Source organism: Pimelobacter simplex, from assembly GCF_900114845.1.
Lineage (GTDB): Bacteria > Actinomycetota > Actinomycetes > Propionibacteriales > Nocardioidaceae > Nocardioides > Nocardioides simplex.
On the sequence record NZ_FOUK01000001.1, the window covers coordinates 613,402 to 631,100 of the forward strand.

Sequence of the window (17,699 nt, forward strand, 5' to 3'; positions counted from 1 at the left end):
CCGGCAGAATCAGCGAACCCCCACCATGAGTCTCGTGACAATGCTCCGTCGCGGATGTCGCCCGCCGCGTCACCCGCTCCTCGCCGTGATCGCGCTGCTCGCCGCGGTCGAGGTGGCGAGCGGAGTGATCCAGGGCTACTACGGCCCGGTGCTGGTCGACATCGCCCACGACCTCGACGTCCGGTACGCCGACCTGAACTGGCTCGAGGCCGCCCAGCTGATCTTCTCCGCGCTGGTCGTGCCGCCGCTGGCCCGGCTGGGCGACCTGGTCGGGCACCGCCGGGTGCTCGTGGGCGCGACGGCCGTGGTGGCCGTGGCCACCTGGGGGATCGCGTTCGCGCCGAGCTTCCCGGTGATGCTGGTGGCCTGGACCCTGCAGGGCACCTACGTCGTGTGGCTGCCGATCGAGGTCGCCGTGATCCACCGCCGCACGGCGGGACGCCCCGACCAGGGCCGGATGACGCGTCGGGTGGCGGCGATCCTGGTGGCGACGCTCGAGCTGTCGGTGATCGTCGCCGCGGTCCTCGCCGGCCAGCTCGCGGAGCGGGTCTCGCTCACCACGATGCTCGTCCTGCCCGCGGTCGTCGTGACGCTCTGCGTGCCGCTGCTGGCGCTGCTGGAGGAGGTCCCCGGGATCCCCGGCGGCCGCTTCGACTGGGGCGGGCTCGGCCTGATGGCGCTCGCGGTGCTGGCCGTGCTCGGCGGGCTCGTGCTGATCCGTCTCGACGGCGTCACGTCGGTGCCCGCCTGGCTGCTGGTCGGAGCCGGGCTCGCCGTGCTCGTGCCGTGGTGGCGCTACGAGCGGGGCCATCCGGACCCGCTGGTCGACGTCCGGCTGCTCGCACACCCGGCGCAGTGGAGCGTCCAGGCGACCGCCTTCCTCGTCGGCATGTCGCTGCTGGGCGCGCAGGTGCCGCTGTCGACGTACTTCCGCAGCGACCCGGCGGTGCACGGCTACGGCTTCGGTCTCACCGCGGCCCAGGGCTCGGCCCGGGTCGCCTTCTACGTCGCCTTCCTGGCGATCGGCGCGCTGACCCTCGGACCGGTCAGCCGCTTCCTCGGCGCCCGCCGCGCGATGGCCACCGGCTGCGTCGTCTACGCGATCGGGTACGCCGCCTGGCTGCCCCTGCACGCGAGCCCCGGTGCGGCCTGGGGCGTGATGGCGGTGATCGGTCTCGGCACCGGCGGCCTGGTGGCGGCGATCCCGGCCGCCGCGGCCGCGGTCGCCCCCGCCGGGCGGGTCGGCTCGGCGACCGGGCTCACCAACGCCAGCAAGACGATCGGCGGCGGCATCGCGTCGTCGGTGTTCGCGCTCTGCCTGGCGAGCACCGGCTCGCTGAAGGTCGACGGCGGCAGCCTGGCCGGCTACTACGCGGTGTGGTCGATCTGCGCGGCCTCGGGCCTGGCGGCGGCCCTCGTCCTCGCGCTGACCGCGCGCCGCAGCGCCGTCGTGCTCAGCGAGGAGCCAGCAGGTCCAGCTCGATCGCCTTCTCGATGACGGCGTCGCGGGAGTTGACCCCCAGCTTGCGGTAGATCCGCTGCAGGTGGGTCTTCACGGTGTTCTCGGTGACGTGCAGCGCCGCCGCGGCCGCCGCCCGCGTGGGGTGGTGCGCGAGCGCCGCGATCACGACCCGCTCCTGCGGCGTCAGCGACGCGGCCAGGGTCTCGGCGGTGATGCAGTCGGGCACCGGGCCCGCCAGGTAGTCGCGCAGCCCGGCGTCGCCGCGCTCGCCGGCGAGCGCGCGCAGCCCGGCCAGGTCGCTGGCCGGGAGGTACATGAGGTGGGCGCGCGCCCCGCCCGGGCCGACCAGGGCGAGGACCCGGTCGAGCAGCGCCGCGGACGTCTCGGGCAGCCCGGTGCGCACGGCCGCCGCCGCGCCGACGGTGAGCAGCGCGGCCAGCGAGCGGTTCGTGTGGCCGGGCCGGGTCTCGAGCCGGGGCAGTGCGGCCAGCGCCTCGGCCGGCTCGCCGGCCAGCAGCCGGGCGAGCACCACGGCGGGGGCCACCTGGCCGGTGTAGCGGGTGCGGAGCCGGAGCAGCGGGCCGGCCTTCGTGCGGTTGCCGGCCGCGAGCCAGAGCACCGCCAGCGCCGAGCGGACGGCGGCCGAGCCGAGGCTGTCGGCCGTGCCGGGCGGCGCCGGGGTGCGGGCGAGCGCGGCCTCGACCCGGTGCGCCTCGGTGGCCGCCTGGCCGAGCCCGAGCCGGGCGTGCATCAGGGTCCAGGTGACGAACGGCCAGAACTCGGACGTCGTCGCGAACCGGCAGCCGTCGTACTCGTCGATCGAGGCGGTGAGGTCGAAGTCGTCGAGCAGCAGCGCGGCCTGACCGATCCGGCCGAGCGCGTTGCCGTAGGTGCGGTCCTGGCCGGGGCGCCAGGCCTCCGGGTCGACGTGGCCGCGGGCGGCCCGGGCATCGGCGGAGCGGCCGTCGAGCGCGTTGAACCCGACGACGTAGACGGCGGTGTGGTTGAGGGACTCGGGCCGGGTGCTCATCGAGATCGCGCGCAGCGCGGCCGACCGTGCGGCGTCGACCTGCGCGTCCTGGAACAGCGAGTAGGACAGGTGCCGCAGCAGCGTGGCGCCGAGGTCGGCGACGTGGTGCTGCTCGCCGTCCGGGATCGTGTCGAAGTAGGCGAGCGCCTGGTGCGCCGCGCGGGCCGACTCGTCGAAGCGGCCGAGCACCCGCAGGCTGGCGACCTTGGCGGTGTGCCCCATCATCACCTCGCCGGGCCCCATGTCGGGCAGCCGCGGGCCGGTCCAGGCGGCGGGGATGCGGAAGAAGTCCGCCGCGGCGCCGAGCAGTGCCGGGTTGCGGTGGCACGCGAGGCCGCGGCCCAGGGCGAGCGCGGGGAACTGGGTGAGCGCGCTGCGCGGGATCGAGACGAGCTGCTGGTCGAACCGGCCGGTCGTGATGGTGTCCGGGTCGCTGGCCAGCAGGGAGGCGTAGACCCGGCCGGCGAAGTCGTACTGGCGGGCTGCGACGGCGACCTCGAACGCGGTCTCGAAGTTGCCGTTGCGGTGCAGCCAGGCGGCCGCCAGCTTGGCCGCCCGGGCCTGCTGGGGGGCGGGGCGCCCCGCGGCGTCGGCGAGCATCGCGGTGCGCAGCGACTCGACGTACTGGAAGACCTGGCGGCCCGGTGCGAAGGGGATCCAGCGCCCGAAGCCGTTCCACTCGAGCTCGGCGAGCGTCTCCTTGACGTCGGTCGTCCCGGTCAGCTCGATCGCGAGGTCGGTGTCGAAGTACGGCGGCAGGCAGGTCGCGAGCACGAGGTCGTACGTCGCGCCGGAGCCGAGCTGGACCCGCAGGTCCTCGGCGACCAGCGACCGCCAGTCGGGCGTGCCCGGTGCGGAGCCCGCCCGGCTCAGCGAGAGGATGCCCGCCCGGACGGCGAGCGGGAAGCCGTCGGTCGCGGCGTGCAGGTCGGCCGCGCTCGCGGCGACGGCGGGGTCGGCGAAGGTGGTGAGCAGCTCGCGGGTCTCGTCCTCGGTGAACGCGAGGTCGGCGGCGGTGAGCAGCTCGACCTCGCCGCGCAGCGTGCGTCCCGGGCTGGCCAGCCCGGTGCTCGTCCGGGTGGTGACGACGACCTTGAGGTCGGGGCAGAGCTGGACCAGCCGGACCAGGTCGGCGTCGACCGCGGCGGAGTCGTCGCGCAGCCGCTCGTGGGCGTCGACCACCAGCACGAGCGGGCCGCGCCTACGCAGCGCGCCGGCGACGAGCTCGGGCACGTCGCTCGCCCGGTCGACGTCGCCGACCAGGCCGGCGGCCTCGGTGGCGGGCAGCACCCCGAGCCGGCCGGCGTTGGTGAGCACGGTCTGCCAGAAGCTCGCCCGGCGCACGTGGTCGGTCTCGAGGGTCGCCCAGATGACGGTGCCCGGCGGTCGCGGGGCGACCCAGCAGCGGACCAGGCTCGTCTTGCCCGAGCCGCTCGGTGCCGACAGGACGGCGATCCGGGGCACGTCCGGGTCGAGCCGGGCGTGCAAGCGGGGGCGCGTGAGCAGGACGGGTCCCGGAACCGTCATCAGAGTGGCCCCCTTTCCGGGGGGACTCTAGTGTCCCGAACGAGGTTCGGGAGCAGAATCAGGCGCGGGCGTCCCCGCCCCAGTTGGCGAGCTTGACCGCGATCTCGTGCAGCCGGTCGGTGCCGACGCCGTCGGCCTCGAAGGCGAGCTGGACGTACTCGCCCGTGGTCCGGCCGAGGGTGACCTTGCCGGCGCCGGGCAGGTTCTCGACGATCCGGATGAGGCGGTTGCCGATCCGGCCCAGCTGCGAGGCGTGCTCGTCGGAGAGCTGGCCGAACGCCTCGGGGTCGCGGTGGTGGAGGGTCAGCCCGAGCCGTTCGCCGGCGTCGTGACGGGCGAGGACCCAGATCTCGTCCTCCCAGACCACCTGGTCGGGGGCGAAGGACGTGCTGTCGGTGAGCGGCTGCGCGGACTCCGTCATGGCGACATGCTGCCACTCGTGCTCGGCGCACTCGTCGCCGCCCCTTCTCTCTCGTCAAAGTCGATCGATCTGGTGAAGTATGATCCCGGGCATGACCCTGGGTGCCACCGCCGTCCCGACGTACGACGACCCGCTGGTCGTCGTCCCCGCCCCGGCTGCCGGTGCCGGCAACTGGGCCGGCGCCGCGAGCGCCGTCCTGGTCGACGGTGTCTTCTGGCTGACCTACCGGGTGCGCCGCCCGCTGACCGAGGGGCGTGGCGTCACCGTGGTCGTGGCCCGCTCCGACGACGGCGAGCGGTTCGAGCCGGTCGCCGAGGTGTCCCGCGAGGCGTTCGGCTGCGAGTCGTTCGAGCGGCCGGTCCTGGTGCCCGTGCCGGGCCTCGGCTGGCGCCTCTACCTCTCGTGCGCGACGCCCGGGTCGAAGCACTGGTGGGTCGACAGCCTCACCGCGGCGACGCCGGCCGAGCTGCCCGGCGGCCGGCGCCAGGTGGTGCTGCCCGGCGACGACCTGGTCGCGGTCAAGGACCCCGTCGTCACGCACGGACCCGACGGCTGGGAGATGTGGCTGTGCTGCCACCCGCTCGACGAGCCCGGCCACGAGGACCGGATGACCACCCGCCGGCTCACCAGCGACGACGGCCTGTCCTGGACCGACCGCGGCGTGGTGCTCGCCGGCCGCCCGGGGGAGTGGGACGCCCGCGGGGCCCGGGTCACCGCCGTCCTGCCGCAGCCCGCGGGGGCACCCCTCACCGTCCTTTACGACGGCCGGCCCGATGCCGCGTCCAACTGGTTCGAGACCACCGGGGTGGCCACCTGGGACGGTCGCCGTCTCGTCCCCGCCGAGGGGCCGCCGATCACGTCGCCGCACGGTGACGGGGCGTGGCGCTACGCCAGTGCGGTGCCGCTGCCCGACGGCCGCACCCGGTTCTACGTCGAGGCCGCGCGGTCCGACGGCGCCCACGACCTGGTGACGCTGGTGCGCTGAGCGAACGAGCCGCGGTCGCGGGTCGAGAGCCAGTCGGAGAAGTCCTCGCCGGTCAGCTCGCCCAGCAGCCGGATGTCGTCGGCGAAGGCGGGCAGCAGCCGCTCCCGCTGGGCCGGGGTCAGCGAGGGCCGGTGCGCGTCGCGCGCCTGCAGCCGGGACACCAGCGGCACGCTCGCCCGCCGCCAGGCCTGCGGGGGCGCGAACTGACCGGCCCAGGCGCCGCCGCGCACGAGCGGGCCGAGGAACCGCGGACGCCAGCCGGGAGCGACGTACGGGCGGGAGTTGTCCCGCGGGATCGCGCTCACCTGGCCCTCGCGGATGCCGAGGAAGCGGCAGGTCCGGTCGACCGTCGCGGCCGGGTGGTCGACGATGTCGCGGTAGCGCACGACGAGCACCCGCGCGGGGTCGACGAGCTTGTAGAGGTCGCGCAGCTGCTCGCCGTACAGGCCGAGGTCGCGGTAGCGCCAGAAGGGCGCGTAGCCGGCCGCGATCCGCTCGTCCTGGCGGCCGAACGCCGTCTCGAAGTCGGCCTCCGGCTCGAGGCCGTCGGACCACAGGTGCATCCAGTTGCTGTAGGCCCGGTCGATCGGGTCGCGGACGACGGCGACGATCCGGACGCCGGGCAGCGCGTCGGCGATCCGGTGCTGGGCGCCGCGGTGCCACAGGTAGAACGGCGTGCTCTCGCCGCGGACCGCGTCGTCGGGTGCGGGGCGGAAGAGGTCGGCGTAGCGGTCGGGGTGCCAGACCCACTCCCGCTGCGAGTGCCGGTCGCCGGGGCCGCTCCAGTGCGGCGGCGGGGCGTTCTCGCAGAGCCAGAACTTCGGCTCCTTCGGGGTGGTGACGAAGACGTCGGGGTGCGCCGCCAGGGCGAGGTGCAGGGCACTCGTGCCGGCCTTGGGCGCGCCGACGAGCAGGAAGTCCGGTCGGGGCTCTCGGGTCATGGCGGGCTCCCTCGCTCGCATTGTCGGGTAAGTCAGTGTAGTTAGATGACGAGGCGGCGTGCAACGATCCCCCTCGATCCGGACATGGGAAGGTCATGAGGGACATCTCGGACCGCGAGGACGACTTCCGTCGTCTCTACGCCGCGCACTTCGACGCCGTCCTCGGGTTCGCGCTGCGCCGCACCGAGCGCCCCGAGGACGCCGCCGACGTCACGGCGGACACGTTCGTCGTCGCCTGGCGCCGGATGGCGCACGTGCCGGCCGGCGACGGCGCCCGCCCCTGGCTGTACGGCGTCGCGCGCCGCACGCTCGCCAACCAGCGCCGCGGCGAGGGCCGCCGGGCCGCCCTCGGCGCGCGGCTGCGCGGCCAGCTCGCCCACGCCGTCGCCGACCTCGCCGACGACGTCGTGCACCGCGCCGACGTGACTGCCGCGATGGGCCGGCTCAGCGCCCGCGACGAGGAGGTCCTCCGGCTCCACCTCTGGGAGGGCCTCGAGCCGCGCGAGATCGCCGAGGTGCTCGGCCTGCCCGCGGCCGTCGTCCGGCCCCGGCTCTCCCGCGCCCGGTCGCGGTTGCGCGACGTCCTCGGCAACGATCCCGGACCGGCCGGACATCTCCCCGGTGAACCCGTTGCGCCGCACTCGAAGGAGGCACCCCGATGAGCCGACCGATCACTGACGCCGGCGTCGCCGGGCTCGCCATCCACGAGGGCCGTGCCGAGCTGCTGGAGGAGATCATGACCGCCGACGTCGCCGTCCACCCCACCCCGGACGCGGGCTTCCCGCGCCCGCCCCGCCGCACCCGCTGGCTGCCGGCGCTCGTCGCCGCGTCCGTGCTCGGCGCGATCGGCGCCGGGGCCGTCGTCCTGCCGCGCATCCTCGACGACGAGGTCACCGTCGTCGACGCGCCCCCCTTCGCGACCCCGAGCCGTGGCCCGCTCGCCGTGCTCGACGCGCCCGGCTGGAGCGTGCGGTCGGTCTCCGCGCAGCCCGGCTACGGCGACGTCAGCTACGAGAACGGCGACGCCGAGCTGGAGATCCGCTGGAAGGAGGCGGCCGACCACGACGGCTACGTCGCCAGCCGCACCCGGATCGACGCCCCGAAGGTCGACCCCGGCCGGCCGGTCACCGTGCTCGGCGCCCCGGGGCTGCTGTGGGCGTACGGGCCCGACGACCACACCGTCATCCGGCAGGCCGAGGGCGACGTGTTCCTCGAGCTCCGCGGCACCGGCCTCGACGAGGCGGCGTACCTGGCCCTGCTCGACCGGCTGCTCGCCGTCGCCCCGGCCGACCTCGAGGACCACCTCCCCGCCCGCTTCGTCACCGGCGCCGAGCGCGACGACGCCATCGCCCAGGCGCTGACCGGCATCCCGCTCCCCGACGCCCTCGACCGCGACTCGATCGAGTCGACCGAGGTCGACCCGTACCACCTCGGCGCCGACGTCGCCGGCACCGTCGCCTGCGCGTGGATCGCCCAGTACGAGGCGGCCACCGAGACCGGCGACGTCGCCGCCGCCCAGGAGGCCCAGGACGCCCTGCGGACCAGCCGCGACTGGCCGGTGCTGCGCCGGATGGACCGCGAGGGCGACTACCCCGAGGTGGTCTGGGAGATCTCCGCCGACATCGTGCGCGGCGTCCTGCCGGTGGAGTACGACGAGGGGCTGGGGTGCAGCGACTGAGACGGTCAACAGGCCAATAGGCTGTCGTCCGTGACGCTCGCGAACATCCCGCCCGCACCGGAGCTGCCCGGCGCCCGCCACCTGCACTCCGGCAAGGTGCGCGACCTCTACGAGCTGACCGAGGGCCCGCACGCCGGCAAGCTCCTCATGGTCGCCAGCGACCGGCTCTCGATCTTCGACTTCGTGCTCGAGACCACCATCCCCGACAAGGGCGAGATCCTCACCCGGATGTCGCTGTGGTGGTTCGACCAGCTCGCCGACCTGGTGCCCAACCACGTCATCTCCACCGACGTCCCCGAGGCGGTCCGCGGGCGAGCCGTGATCTGCGAGCGGCTCGACATGTTCCCCGTCGAGTGCGTGGCCCGCGGCTACCTCACCGGCTCCGGCCTCCTCGACTACCGCGCCACCGGCGAGGTCTGCGGCATCGCCCTGCCCGCCGGCCTCGACGACGGCAGCCGCCTGGAGACGCCGATCTTCACCCCCGCCACCAAGGCCGACCTCGGTGACCACGACGAGAACGTCTCGTACGACGCCGTCGTCGCCACCGTCGGCGCCGACACCGCCGCCGCCCTGCGCGAGCTCACGCTGCGCGTCTACGGCCGGGCCGAGGAGATCGCCCGCGGCAAGGGCATCCTGCTCGCCGACACGAAGTTCGAGTTCGGCGTCGCCCCCGGCGGCGACGGCACCATCGTGCTGGCCGACGAGGTCCTCACCCCCGACTCCTCGCGCTACTGGCCGGCCGACGACTGGCAGCCGGGACGCGCGCAGCCGTCGTACGACAAGCAGATCGTGCGCAACTGGGCGCTCTCGCCCGAGAGCGGCTGGGACAAGTCGTCCGGCGAGGCCCCGCCGCCGCTGCCGCCCGAGGTGATCGAGCGGACCCGCTCGCGCTACCTCGAGGCCTACGAGCTGCTCACCGGCGAGAGGTTCTGAGCCGGAGGCTCGAGCCGCTCGGGCAGCCCGAGCCGCGGGAACTGGTCGGCGTGGAAGGTGACGATCTCGGCGATCGCCCCGCCGGTGACCCGCAGGACGTCGATCGTCAGCGGCAGGTACGCGCCCGCGTCGTCCTGCCACAGGTAGAAGGCGACCGCGGGCTGCCGGTTCACCGCCGTGGGCACACCGCGCAGGCCGGTCATGCCCACGAACCCGCCCGACACCCAGTCGGCCACCACGGCGTCGCGGCCCACCTGCAGGCCCGGGGTCGGCGGCATCGAGCAGCGGACGTCGTCGCGCAGCATCGCGGCGAGCGTGTCGACGTCGGTGGCGACGCTGGCGTCGGTGTAGCGGCGCACGAGGTCGCGCGTCCGCGCGTCGTCCTCGCCGGTGCCGCCGGACCAGTCCTGGCGCTCGGCGGGCAGGTGCTCGCGGAGCCCGGCCCGGGCGCGCTGCAGGGCGCTGTTGACCGAGTTGACCGAGTCGCCGAGGAACTCGCCGACCTCCCGGGCCGGCCAGCCGAGCACGTCGCGCAGGATCAGCACCGCCCGCGGCCGCGGCGCGAGGTGCTGGACGGCGACCAGGTAGGCGAGCTCGACCGTCTCGCGGGCGAGCGCCACCGCCTCCGGCTCGTCGGCGCCGTCCGCGGAGAGCTCGTCGAGGAGCCGGTCCGGGTAGGGCTCCAGCCACCGCACCTCGCCGCCGGTCGCGGGCGCGGGACGCCGGTGGGCCAGGAGGTCGAGGCAGGCATTGGTCGCGATCTTGTAGAGCCAGGCCCGCAGGCTCCCGCGTCCCTCGAAGGTCTCGCGCCGGCGCCAGGCCCGGAGGAACGTCTCCTGCCCTGGATCTCCACGCTCATCGCATCCACCTCTCGGTCGTCTGTCGTTCGGGACCTCTCGCAGGTGTGACGGCGGAGGGCCGTGGAACTCATCACTCCTTGGTCGCGGGCACAGGCCCGATCCGGCCGCTCTGGTCCCGCGCACAGTGACCGTGCTCACGACCGGCCAGTAGTTTGTGCGCATGACGAACCTCGCCGAGTTCCTCGAGAACAGCGCCCAGCAGTTCCCCGACCGCACCGCGATCGTCTTCGGGGACACGCGACTGAGCTACCCCCAGGTGAACGGAGCCGCCAACCAGGTGGCCAACCTGCTGGTCTCGCGGGGCATCAAGCCGGGCGACAAGGTGGCGCTCAGCTGCCCGAACCTGCCGTACTTCACGATCGTCTACTACGGCATCCTCAAGGCCGGCGCGACCGTCGTCCCGCTCAACGTGCTGCTCAAGGGCCGCGAGGTCGCCTACCACCTCGGCGACTCCGACGCGAAGGCCTACTTCGCCTTCCAGGGCACGCCCGACCTGCCCATCGGCGCCGAGGCGCACGACGGCTTCCAGGCCGCCGACGGCTGCGAGCACTTCTTCGTCATCACCGCCGACCCCACCGCGCCGTCCCCGATCGAAGGCACCGAGACGTTCGGCCAGGCGCTGGCCGGCCAGGCTCCGACCTTCGACACGGTCGCCGTCGACGACGACGACACCGCCGTCATCCTCTACACCTCCGGCACCACGGGCCAGCCCAAGGGCGCCGAGCTGCGCCACCGCAACATGCGCGACAACGCGCTCGCCGGCACCGACCTGTTCGGCGCCGACGCGGCGAACCCGGACACGTACCTCTGCGTGCTGCCGCTGTTCCACTCGTTCGGCCAGACCGTCATCCAGAACGGCGGCTTCGCCTTCGGCGGCACCGTCGTGATGCTGCCGCGCTTCGAGGCCGCGCCCGCGCTGGGCCTGATGCTCAAGGAGAAGGTCACCTTCTTCGCCGGCGTCCCCACCATGTACTGGGGCCTGCTCGGCGCGCTCGACGACTCGGTCGACGTCAAGACCATCGCCGACAACCTCCGCGTCGCCGTCGCCGGCGGTGCCGCCCTGCCCGTCGAGGTGCACCACCAGTTCGAGGAGCGCTTCGGCGTCACCATCCTCGAGGGCTACGGCCTGTCCGAGACCTCGCCGGTCGCGAGCTTCTCGCGGCTGGGCGAGCCGGTCCGCGTCGGCTCCATCGGGACGCCGATCCCCGGCGTCGAGATGAAGCTGATCGACCCCGACGGCTGGGACGAGGTCACCGACCCCGACGGCATCGGCGAGATCGCGATCAAGGGCCACAACATCATGAAGGGCTACTACAAGCGGCCCGACGCGACCGCCGAGGCGATCAACGACGAGGGCTGGTTCCGCTCCGGCGACCTCGGCAAGAAGGACGCCGACGGCTGGTACTACATCGTCGACCGCTCGAAGGACATGATCATCCGCGGCGGCTACAACGTGTACCCCCGCGAGATCGAGGAGGTCCTCCTCACCCACCCGGCCGTCTCGCTCGCCGCCGTGATCGGCGTCCCGCACGAGAGCCACGGCGAGGAGATCAAGGCGTTCGTCATCCTCAAGCCGGGGGTCGAGGCCACCGCCGACGAGATCGTCGCGTGGGGCAAGGAGCAGATGGCGGCGTACAAGTACCCGCGCGTCGTCGAGATCGTCGAGGGGCTGCCGATGACTGCCACCGGCAAGATCCTCAAGCGCGAGCTGTCGTAGCGGGCGTTTCCCCGGGAACGGGTCGGGTAGGGGCTCAGCTCCGACTCATTCCCTAGGAGGCCGCTCGTGGAGGTCCCCACCCGTCTCGCCGAGCTGGCGGACACCTGCCTGACCGCGTCCCAGGCCGTCGCCGACGCCTGGTCCGACGCGCTGACCGAGATCCAGGTCCCGTCCGGAGCCGCCGGCAACACCGTTGCCGGCGGCTCCGTGCTGTCCGCCCACGTCGAGGCGGCCGATGCTGCGGCGACCGGGGTGGGCCGGCTGGTCGCCGTCCTCGAGGCGGACGTCGACGCGGTCTACCTGTGCGCCTTCGACTTCTCGACCACCGACGAGACAGTGGCCCGCGGGCTCGAGGAGAAGAAGCCGGCGCCCGCGCCGGAGCGCACGCCCTCGCCCGAGCCCGGACCGGCGCCCACGCCGCCGCCGACGTCCACCCGAGCGCGGGTGGCGTGATGGGGGCCGGGATCTTCGACCTGCGCGACCAGGTCGACGAGCTCGATGCCGCCGCCACCCAGTGGGCCGCCGTCGGGACGGCGCTCTCCGGCGCCGGTGACGACGTGACGTCCGGGGCCCGGGCGGTGCTCGACGCGGGCTGGGAGGGCGAGACCCGTGACTCGTTCGACGAGCACCGGCGGGCACTGGTGACCGACCTCGACACGGGCGGCGACCTGGCCGGCACGGTCGCGCGGCACCTCACTCTCGCGGCCGGCTCGGTGCGGGTGGCGCAGGGCCGCCTCGACGAGCAGTGGGCGAGCATCGTCACGGTGCCCGTGCACTACGGACCCGGTGGCGAGCTGACCTGGCTGCCGCGCGACGAGGCCGAGCAGAAGGCCGTCAACGACGCGATCGACCGGGCCGGCGAGATCCGGGGCTCGCTCGACACCGCGCTCGACGAGGACCGCGCCGCGATCGCCGACACCGTCGCCCAGTGGGAGTCCCTCTCGACCCGCTGGGCGAGCGTCGCCAACGGCGCCGACCCGTTCGACCTCCCGCCGGACGCCGACGGCGTCGGTGCGATCACCGTCGGCGACCGCACGATCTTCAACACCGGCGCGGGCGACGACACCGTGACGATCACCATCGACCCGAAGACCGGCGAGCAGGTCGTCACCATCAACGGCCAGGTCTACCGGGTGCCTGCGGGCCAGCACGTCGTCGTCCGCGTGGGCGAGGGCGACGACACGGTCACCGTCCCGGCGGGCACCCGGGTCGACGTCACGGTCCTCGGCAGCGACGGCGACGACCGGATCGAGACCGGCGGCGGCGACGACACCGTGCTCGGCGGCTCCGGCGACGACCAGGTCAAGGGCGGGGCCGGCAACGACCGGGTCTCCGGCGGCGCGGGCCGCGACTACGTCGACGGCCAGTCCGGCGACGACCGGCTCTCCGGCGGCACCGGCGACGACACCGTCTACGGTCTCGACGGCGACGACCGGATCAGCGGTGGCGACGGCTGGGACTACCTCGAGGGTGGCGCCGGTGACGACCGGCTCGACGGCGGGGCCGGCGGCGACACGCTCTCGGGCGGGACCGGCGACGACACGGTCTTCGGCGGCACCGGCGACGACACGACGTACACGGGCAAGGGGGACGACACCGTCCACGCCGGGACCGGCGACGACACGACCTACGCCGAGGCGGGCGACGTCGTCCGCGGGGGAGAGCACCGGGTCACCGTCGAGCTCAAGGACGTGCCGAGCGCGATCCGGGTCGAGGGCTCACCGGAGTTCCAGGCCCGGGTGCGCGCCGACCTCGAGCTGCTCGCGTCGTCCCCGGCCGGGCAGAGGATGCTCGACAACCTCGCCCACAACATCGACGACTCGGGCTTCCTCGGCTTCAACAAGGACACCCTGACGATCCGCGAGTACAGCAACCCCGACGACCCCGACAACAGCACCGCGAGCAACGACGGCCACGGCAACTACGTCATCAACTACAACGTCGCGCTCGACCACCTCCGCACCGGCGGCGGTGGCGTCGACGGGCCGCCGGTCGCGGTGCTCTACCACGAGTTCGCGCACGTCTACGACTACGCCAACGACACCCTGGCGCCCGGCGACTACCACGGCGACGACCCCGACAACCAGGGGACGCCGAACCGCGAGCGCGAGGCCGCCGGCCTGCCCATCGACCACGACGACGACCCGAGCACGCCCGAGATCATCGACCCCGACCACCCCTACGAGCTCACCGAGAACGGGCTGCGCGAGGAGTTGGGGGCACCGCACCGTGACCACTACTGAGCGGCGCCTGGTCGTCGCCGGCGCGGTCCTCGGGCTGCTGCTCGGGGGCTGCGGTGGCGGCGACGGGAGCACCGGCGGAGCACCGGACGACCCAGCCGTTCCGGCCGACCCGGCCGATCCGCCGGGCGGTGCGCCCGCGCCCCCGGCGACGTTCGACGCCGACGTCGTGCCGGGCGCCGACGGCGTGCGGATCACCTACACGTTGCGCAACGACGGGACCGGCGAGCTGCTCGTCGTCGACGGCGTGCCGCGGCCCTCGGGCGCGACCGTCCGCTACGCCCCCGACCGCGCGTACATCACGGGCCGCGGCGCCGACGGGATCCTGCTGTCGCAGCGGGTCTTCCCCTGGCCGGACACCGACGGCATGGCCTGGGACCAGGCGCCCCGGGTCGGCGTCACCCGGCTCGCGGCCGGTCAGGAGCTGCGCCGCGAGCTGACCGTGCCGGAGCCCTTCGTGCGCGCGCACCCCTTCGGCGACGACCTCGGCGACGGGCCGGTCGTGCTGCCCGCGCGCCTGAGCGAGGTGACCTTCTGCCTCGGGGTGATCGCGCCGCCGTACCCGCCGGCGCTGGCGCTCGACGAGGGGGAGGGCGAGGGTGACGTGCCGACCGTCAACCACGGCAACGTGCCGTGGGCGGCGCAGCACCAGCTGTGCTCCGACCCGGTCCCGTTGGACTGAGCCGCGCCATCGGCACGTGCGGGATGCCGTCCTCGAGGTACTCCGGCCCGGTCGCCGCATAGCCGTGCCGTCCGTAGAAGGCGACCAGGTGCGCCTGGGCGTCGAGGACGCTCGGCCGGTCGCCGACCTCGGCCAGCGCCGCGGCCAGGAGCCGGCCCGCCGCGCCGCCGCCGCGCGCTGCGGGCGTCACGACGACCCGGCCGATCCGGGCGCTGCCATCGGGCTCGCTCAGCACCCGCAGGTAGGCGGTCGGGGCGCCGTCGTCGTCGTTCTGGGTCAGCCACAGGTGGCGGGTGCCCGGCTCGGTGTCGCGGCCGTCGAGCTCGGGGTAGGCGCACGCCTGCTCGACCACGAAGACGTCGACCCGCAGCCGGAGCAGCGCGTAGAGGGTGGCCGGGTCGAGGTCCGCGAAGGCCGCGACGTGCAGCCGCTCGCTCACGCGAAGGGGTTGGGCAGCGCGCCCGGCAGCTTCGCCAGGAGCTCGCGCGCCTGGCCGGCCACCTTGTGCTCGACCAGCACCTCGTAGCGGGTCGCGACGACCGAGCTGACCGACGAGAAGTCGCGCTGGCCGCGGGTGAGCGCGTAGCCGGCCAGCGCGAAGACCAGGCCGAAGGCGACGCCCATGAGCGCCGTCGACAGGATGATCGCGAGGGTGCTGCCGGTGCCGAAGAAGCTGAGCAGGATGCCCACGAACAGGCCGAACCACAGCCCGCTCATCGCGCCGCCCGCGGCGACCCGGCCGTACGTCAGCCGGCCGGTGATCCGCTCGACCTGCTTGAGGTCGGTGCCGACGATCATGCAGTTCTGCACCGGGAAGTCCTCGTCGGAGAGGAAGTCGACGGTGCGCTGTGCGGTGGCGTAGTCGTCGTACACCGCGAGGGACTGGGGGAAGTCGAGCGTCAGCAGGGATCGGGCCGGACCGCCGGGCATCGGGTTGCTCATCCCCCCAGTCTGCCCCGGTCAGGAACCCTCGACCACCTCGAAGATCCGGTCGGCGACCAGGCCGTGGGACTCGCGGTGGACCCGGGCCGCGGTCTCCGCGTCGGGGGCCTCGACCAGGCAGAAGATCTTGCCGTCCGTCTCGTCGACCCAGTAGCTGCGGTAGTGGACGCCGTACTGGCCCTGGACCCGGAGGTCCTCGGCGTGCGCGCCGGCGACGTCGGCGGCCGTGGCGCCCTCGGGCATGGTCTCGTGCACGTCCATGAAGAGAGGCATCGTTCTCGTTCCTTAGGTCGACGGAAGGTGTCACACTCAGACTCGTGGCTCGGTCGCCCGTGGACCATGACCGTGCCTCCGGCGAACCTGATCAGAACCCCACGGACGCACTCGGCTCCGCCCTGGACGACCTGCACGTCGGTGGCGCGATCTTCCTCCGCGCCCACTACACCGAGGGGTGGGCGTTCCGGTCGGTCCCCAACGACGACCTCGGCGCCCTGCTCGCCCCCGAGGCACGGCGGATCGTGCCCTTCCACCTGGTCGACACGGGCCGCTGCTGGATCGACGTCGACGGCGAGCGCTACTGGGCGCAGGCCGGCGACGTCATCGTGCTGCCGTACGGCGACCGGCACCGGATGGGCGGCACCGAGGACGCCGTCGTGGTCGAGGCCGGCGGCCTCGTCCCGCCGCCGCCCTGGGAGCGGATGCCGTTCATCGAGCACGGCGCTGGCGGCGCCCTCACGCACCTGGTGTGCGGCTACATCACCTGCGACGACCCGCTCTTCGATCCCTGCCTGCGGGCGCTGGCACCGGTGGTCGTCGTCCGGCCCGAGGGGGCGGCGGCGCAGTGGGTGCGGGCCAGCGTCGACCTGGCCCTGCAGCGGACCGGGCTGGTCGACGCCGGCCACGCGCAGACCCCGCGCGACCTGGTCCGGATGCTGCTCGTCGAGGTGCTCCGGCTGCACCTGGCGAGCGTCCCGGCGGCCGACCGCGGCTTCGTCCGGGCGCTGCGCGATCCCGTCGTCGCGCCGGCGGTCGGCGCCATCCACCGCAGCCCGGAGATCGGGTGGACGGTGCGCTCGCTCGCCGCGGAGAGCCACGTGTCGCCGTCCCTGCTCGACGAGCGCTTCCGGACCGTGCTCGGGATGCCTCCGATCCGCTACCTCACGACCTGGCGGATGCACGTCGCACAGGGTCTGCTGGCGACCACCGGGCTCGGCGTCGCGGTCGTCGCGCGGCGGGTCGGCTACGAGTCGGAGGAGGCGTTCAGCCGCGCCTTCAAGCGCAAGCACGAGGTCGCACCGAGCCGATGGCGGCGTCGCGCCCGGGGCGCACTAGACTGCGGGCCGTGGCCCGAGTCGTCGTAGCTGTCATGCCGAAGCCCGAGATCCTCGACCCCCAGGGGAAGGCCGTCCAGGGCGCACTGCCCCGGCTGGGCTTCACCGGTGTCACCGACGTCCGTCAGGGCAAGCGCTTCGAGATCGAGCTCGACGGCGAGGTCACCGACGCGGTGCTCGCCCAGGTCGAGAAGATGGCCGAGACCCTGCTCTCCAACCCGGTGATCGAGAACTACACCGTGAGCGTGGAGCAGTGAAGGTCGGAGTCGTCACCTTCCCCGGCTCCCTCGACGACGTCGACGCCCAGCGCGCCGTCCGGATCGGGGGCAACGAGGCCGTCGCCCTCTGGCACGGCGACGCCGACCTCAAGGGCGTCGACGCGATCGTCCTCCCCGGCGGCTTCTCGTACGGCGACTACCTCCGCTGCGGCGCCATCTCCCGGTTCGCCCCGGTGATGGACAAGGTCGTCGAGGCGGCCGGCGCGGGCATGCCCGTGCTCGGCATCTGCAACGGCTTCCAGATCCTCTGCGAGTCGCACCTGCTGCCCGGTGCGCTGATCCGCAACGACCACCGCAAGTTCGTCTGCCGCGACCAGCTGCTCCGCATCGAGAACAACCGCACCCCCTGGACCTCGGCGTACGAGCAGGGTCAGGAGATCCGGATCGTCCTCAAGAACGGCGAGGGCGGCTTCGTCGCCGACGCCGCCACCCTCGAGCGGATCGAGGGCGAGGGCCAGGTCGTCGCCCGCTACCTCGAGCTCAACCCCAACGGCTCGCTCAACGACATCGCCGGCGTCACCAACGAGCGCGGCAACGTCGTCGGCCTGATGCCGCACCCCGAGCACGCCGTCGAGGAGCTCACCGGCAGCGGCCTCGACGGCCTCGGCTTCTTCACCTCGCTGGTCGAGCACACCTTCGCCTGACCCTTCCCACCCACTTCGGCGGAGACGC

19 protein-coding genes are annotated in these 17,699 nt (G+C 73.8%); 12 read left to right on the plus strand and 7 right to left on the minus strand.

Annotated elements, in window-relative coordinates; all coding sequences use genetic code 11:
- Window positions 1-40 precede the first annotated feature (40 nt).
- Window positions 41-1,498, plus strand: a complete 1,458-nt coding sequence (locus BM223_RS02865; protein ID WP_141267385.1) for an MFS transporter — start codon at window positions 41-43, stop codon at window positions 1,496-1,498.
- Here BM223_RS02865 and BM223_RS02870 read toward each other — a convergent pair.
- Together BM223_RS02870 and BM223_RS02875 are read right to left on the minus strand one after the other, a co-directional pair.
- The gene (locus BM223_RS02870; protein WP_038681794.1) at window positions 1,455-4,019 is read right to left on the minus strand and encodes a LuxR C-terminal-related transcriptional regulator; all 2,565 of its coding nucleotides are present in this window, start codon (window positions 4,017-4,019) and stop codon (window positions 1,455-1,457) included. The two genes, BM223_RS02865 and BM223_RS02870, sit on opposite strands and share 44 nt — an antisense overlap.
- 58 nt (window positions 4,020-4,077) lie before the next feature.
- Window positions 4,078-4,440, minus strand: coding sequence for a hypothetical protein (locus BM223_RS02875; protein WP_038681792.1), 363 nt, complete (start codon window positions 4,438-4,440; stop codon window positions 4,078-4,080).
- 91 nt (window positions 4,441-4,531) lie between these two features.
- On the opposite strand from BM223_RS02875, the gene BM223_RS02880 reads away from it, so the two are divergent.
- Window positions 4,532-5,425: a hypothetical protein gene (locus BM223_RS02880; protein WP_075018450.1), complete on the plus strand. Its 894-nt coding sequence runs from the start codon at window positions 4,532-4,534 to the stop codon at window positions 5,423-5,425.
- Here BM223_RS02880 and BM223_RS02885 read toward each other — a convergent pair.
- A complete protein-coding gene (locus BM223_RS02885; protein WP_052139030.1) occupies window positions 5,368-6,366 on the minus strand; it encodes a sulfotransferase family protein in 999 nt (332 codons plus the stop codon). The two genes, BM223_RS02880 and BM223_RS02885, sit on opposite strands and share 58 nt — an antisense overlap.
- Before the next feature lie 95 nt (window positions 6,367-6,461).
- Here BM223_RS02885 and BM223_RS02890 point away from each other — a divergent pair, with 95 nt between their 5' ends.
- The 3 genes from BM223_RS02890 to BM223_RS02900 are packed head-to-tail and all read left to right on the plus strand — an operon-like array spanning window position 6,462 to window position 8,977.
- Window positions 6,462-7,028 carry an RNA polymerase sigma factor gene (locus BM223_RS02890; protein WP_038681789.1) on the plus strand — a complete coding sequence of 189 codons (567 nt, stop codon included), beginning with the start codon at window positions 6,462-6,464 and terminating at the stop codon, window positions 7,026-7,028.
- Complete coding sequence (locus tag BM223_RS02895; protein ID WP_038681787.1) at window positions 7,025-8,044, plus strand: hypothetical protein; 1,020 nt, start codon at window positions 7,025-7,027, stop codon at window positions 8,042-8,044. The genes BM223_RS02890 and BM223_RS02895 overlap by 4 nt, the downstream gene beginning before the upstream one ends.
- Window positions 8,045-8,074: 30 nt before the next feature.
- Window positions 8,075-8,977 (plus strand): phosphoribosylaminoimidazolesuccinocarboxamide synthase, encoded by a 903-nt coding sequence (locus BM223_RS02900; RefSeq protein WP_038681785.1) that lies wholly within the window; start codon window positions 8,075-8,077, stop codon window positions 8,975-8,977.
- On the opposite strand, the gene BM223_RS02905 is transcribed toward BM223_RS02900, so the two are convergent.
- Window positions 8,947-9,999, minus strand: coding sequence for an RNA polymerase subunit sigma-70 (locus BM223_RS02905; RefSeq protein ID WP_082003799.1), 1,053 nt, complete (start codon window positions 9,997-9,999; stop codon window positions 8,947-8,949). The two genes, BM223_RS02900 and BM223_RS02905, sit on opposite strands and share 31 nt — an antisense overlap.
- Between BM223_RS02905 and BM223_RS02910 the strand changes: the two genes are divergently transcribed.
- The 4 genes from BM223_RS02910 (at window position 9,998) to BM223_RS02925 (ending at window position 14,476) form a co-directional block, all read left to right on the plus strand.
- The gene (locus BM223_RS02910) at window positions 9,998-11,554 is read left to right on the plus strand and encodes a long-chain-fatty-acid--CoA ligase (protein ID WP_038681782.1); all 1,557 of its coding nucleotides are present in this window, start codon (window positions 9,998-10,000) and stop codon (window positions 11,552-11,554) included. The genes BM223_RS02905 and BM223_RS02910 overlap by 2 nt on opposite strands.
- Window positions 11,555-11,620: 66 nt before the next feature.
- On the plus strand, window positions 11,621-12,007 hold the full coding sequence (locus tag BM223_RS02915) for a hypothetical protein (protein WP_052139029.1): 387 nt from the start codon (window positions 11,621-11,623) through the stop codon (window positions 12,005-12,007).
- The gene (locus tag BM223_RS02920; protein WP_038681780.1) at window positions 12,007-13,797 is read left to right on the plus strand and encodes a M91 family zinc metallopeptidase; all 1,791 of its coding nucleotides are present in this window, start codon (window positions 12,007-12,009) and stop codon (window positions 13,795-13,797) included. The genes BM223_RS02915 and BM223_RS02920 overlap by 1 nt, the downstream gene beginning before the upstream one ends.
- Window positions 13,784-14,476: a hypothetical protein gene (locus BM223_RS02925; protein ID WP_038681778.1), complete on the plus strand. Its 693-nt coding sequence runs from the start codon at window positions 13,784-13,786 to the stop codon at window positions 14,474-14,476. Before BM223_RS02920 ends, BM223_RS02925 begins: the two co-directional genes overlap by 14 nt.
- Here the strand turns inward: BM223_RS02925 and BM223_RS02930 are convergent.
- From BM223_RS02930 to BM223_RS02940, 3 genes are read right to left on the minus strand one after another with little or no spacing between them, the layout of a single operon-like run.
- Window positions 14,409-14,915 carry a GNAT family N-acetyltransferase gene (locus tag BM223_RS02930; RefSeq protein WP_038681776.1) on the minus strand — a complete coding sequence of 169 codons (507 nt, stop codon included), beginning with the start codon at window positions 14,913-14,915 and terminating at the stop codon, window positions 14,409-14,411. The two genes, BM223_RS02925 and BM223_RS02930, sit on opposite strands and share 68 nt — an antisense overlap.
- Complete coding sequence (locus BM223_RS02935) at window positions 14,912-15,418, minus strand: YflT domain-containing protein (protein ID WP_038681774.1); 507 nt, start codon at window positions 15,416-15,418, stop codon at window positions 14,912-14,914. Before BM223_RS02935 ends, BM223_RS02930 begins: the two co-directional genes overlap by 4 nt.
- 18 nt (window positions 15,419-15,436) lie before the next feature.
- On the minus strand, window positions 15,437-15,691 hold the full coding sequence (locus BM223_RS02940) for a DUF4242 domain-containing protein (RefSeq protein WP_141267380.1): 255 nt from the start codon (window positions 15,689-15,691) through the stop codon (window positions 15,437-15,439).
- A 44-nt stretch (window positions 15,692-15,735) separates the two neighbouring features.
- On the opposite strand from BM223_RS02940, the gene BM223_RS02945 reads away from it, so the two are divergent.
- The 3 genes from BM223_RS02945 to purQ are packed head-to-tail and all read left to right on the plus strand — an operon-like array spanning window position 15,736 to window position 17,671.
- Window positions 15,736-16,779, plus strand: a complete 1,044-nt coding sequence (locus BM223_RS02945; protein ID WP_244895414.1) for an AraC family transcriptional regulator — start codon at window positions 15,736-15,738, stop codon at window positions 16,777-16,779.
- A complete protein-coding gene (gene purS, locus BM223_RS02950) occupies window positions 16,761-17,006 on the plus strand; it encodes a phosphoribosylformylglycinamidine synthase subunit PurS (RefSeq protein WP_038681770.1) in 246 nt (81 codons plus the stop codon). The genes BM223_RS02945 and purS overlap by 19 nt, the downstream gene beginning before the upstream one ends.
- Window positions 17,003-17,671 carry a phosphoribosylformylglycinamidine synthase subunit PurQ gene (gene purQ, locus BM223_RS02955; RefSeq protein ID WP_038681769.1) on the plus strand — a complete coding sequence of 223 codons (669 nt, stop codon included), beginning with the start codon at window positions 17,003-17,005 and terminating at the stop codon, window positions 17,669-17,671. The genes purS and purQ overlap by 4 nt, the downstream gene beginning before the upstream one ends.
- Window positions 17,672-17,699: the final 28 nt, after the last annotated feature.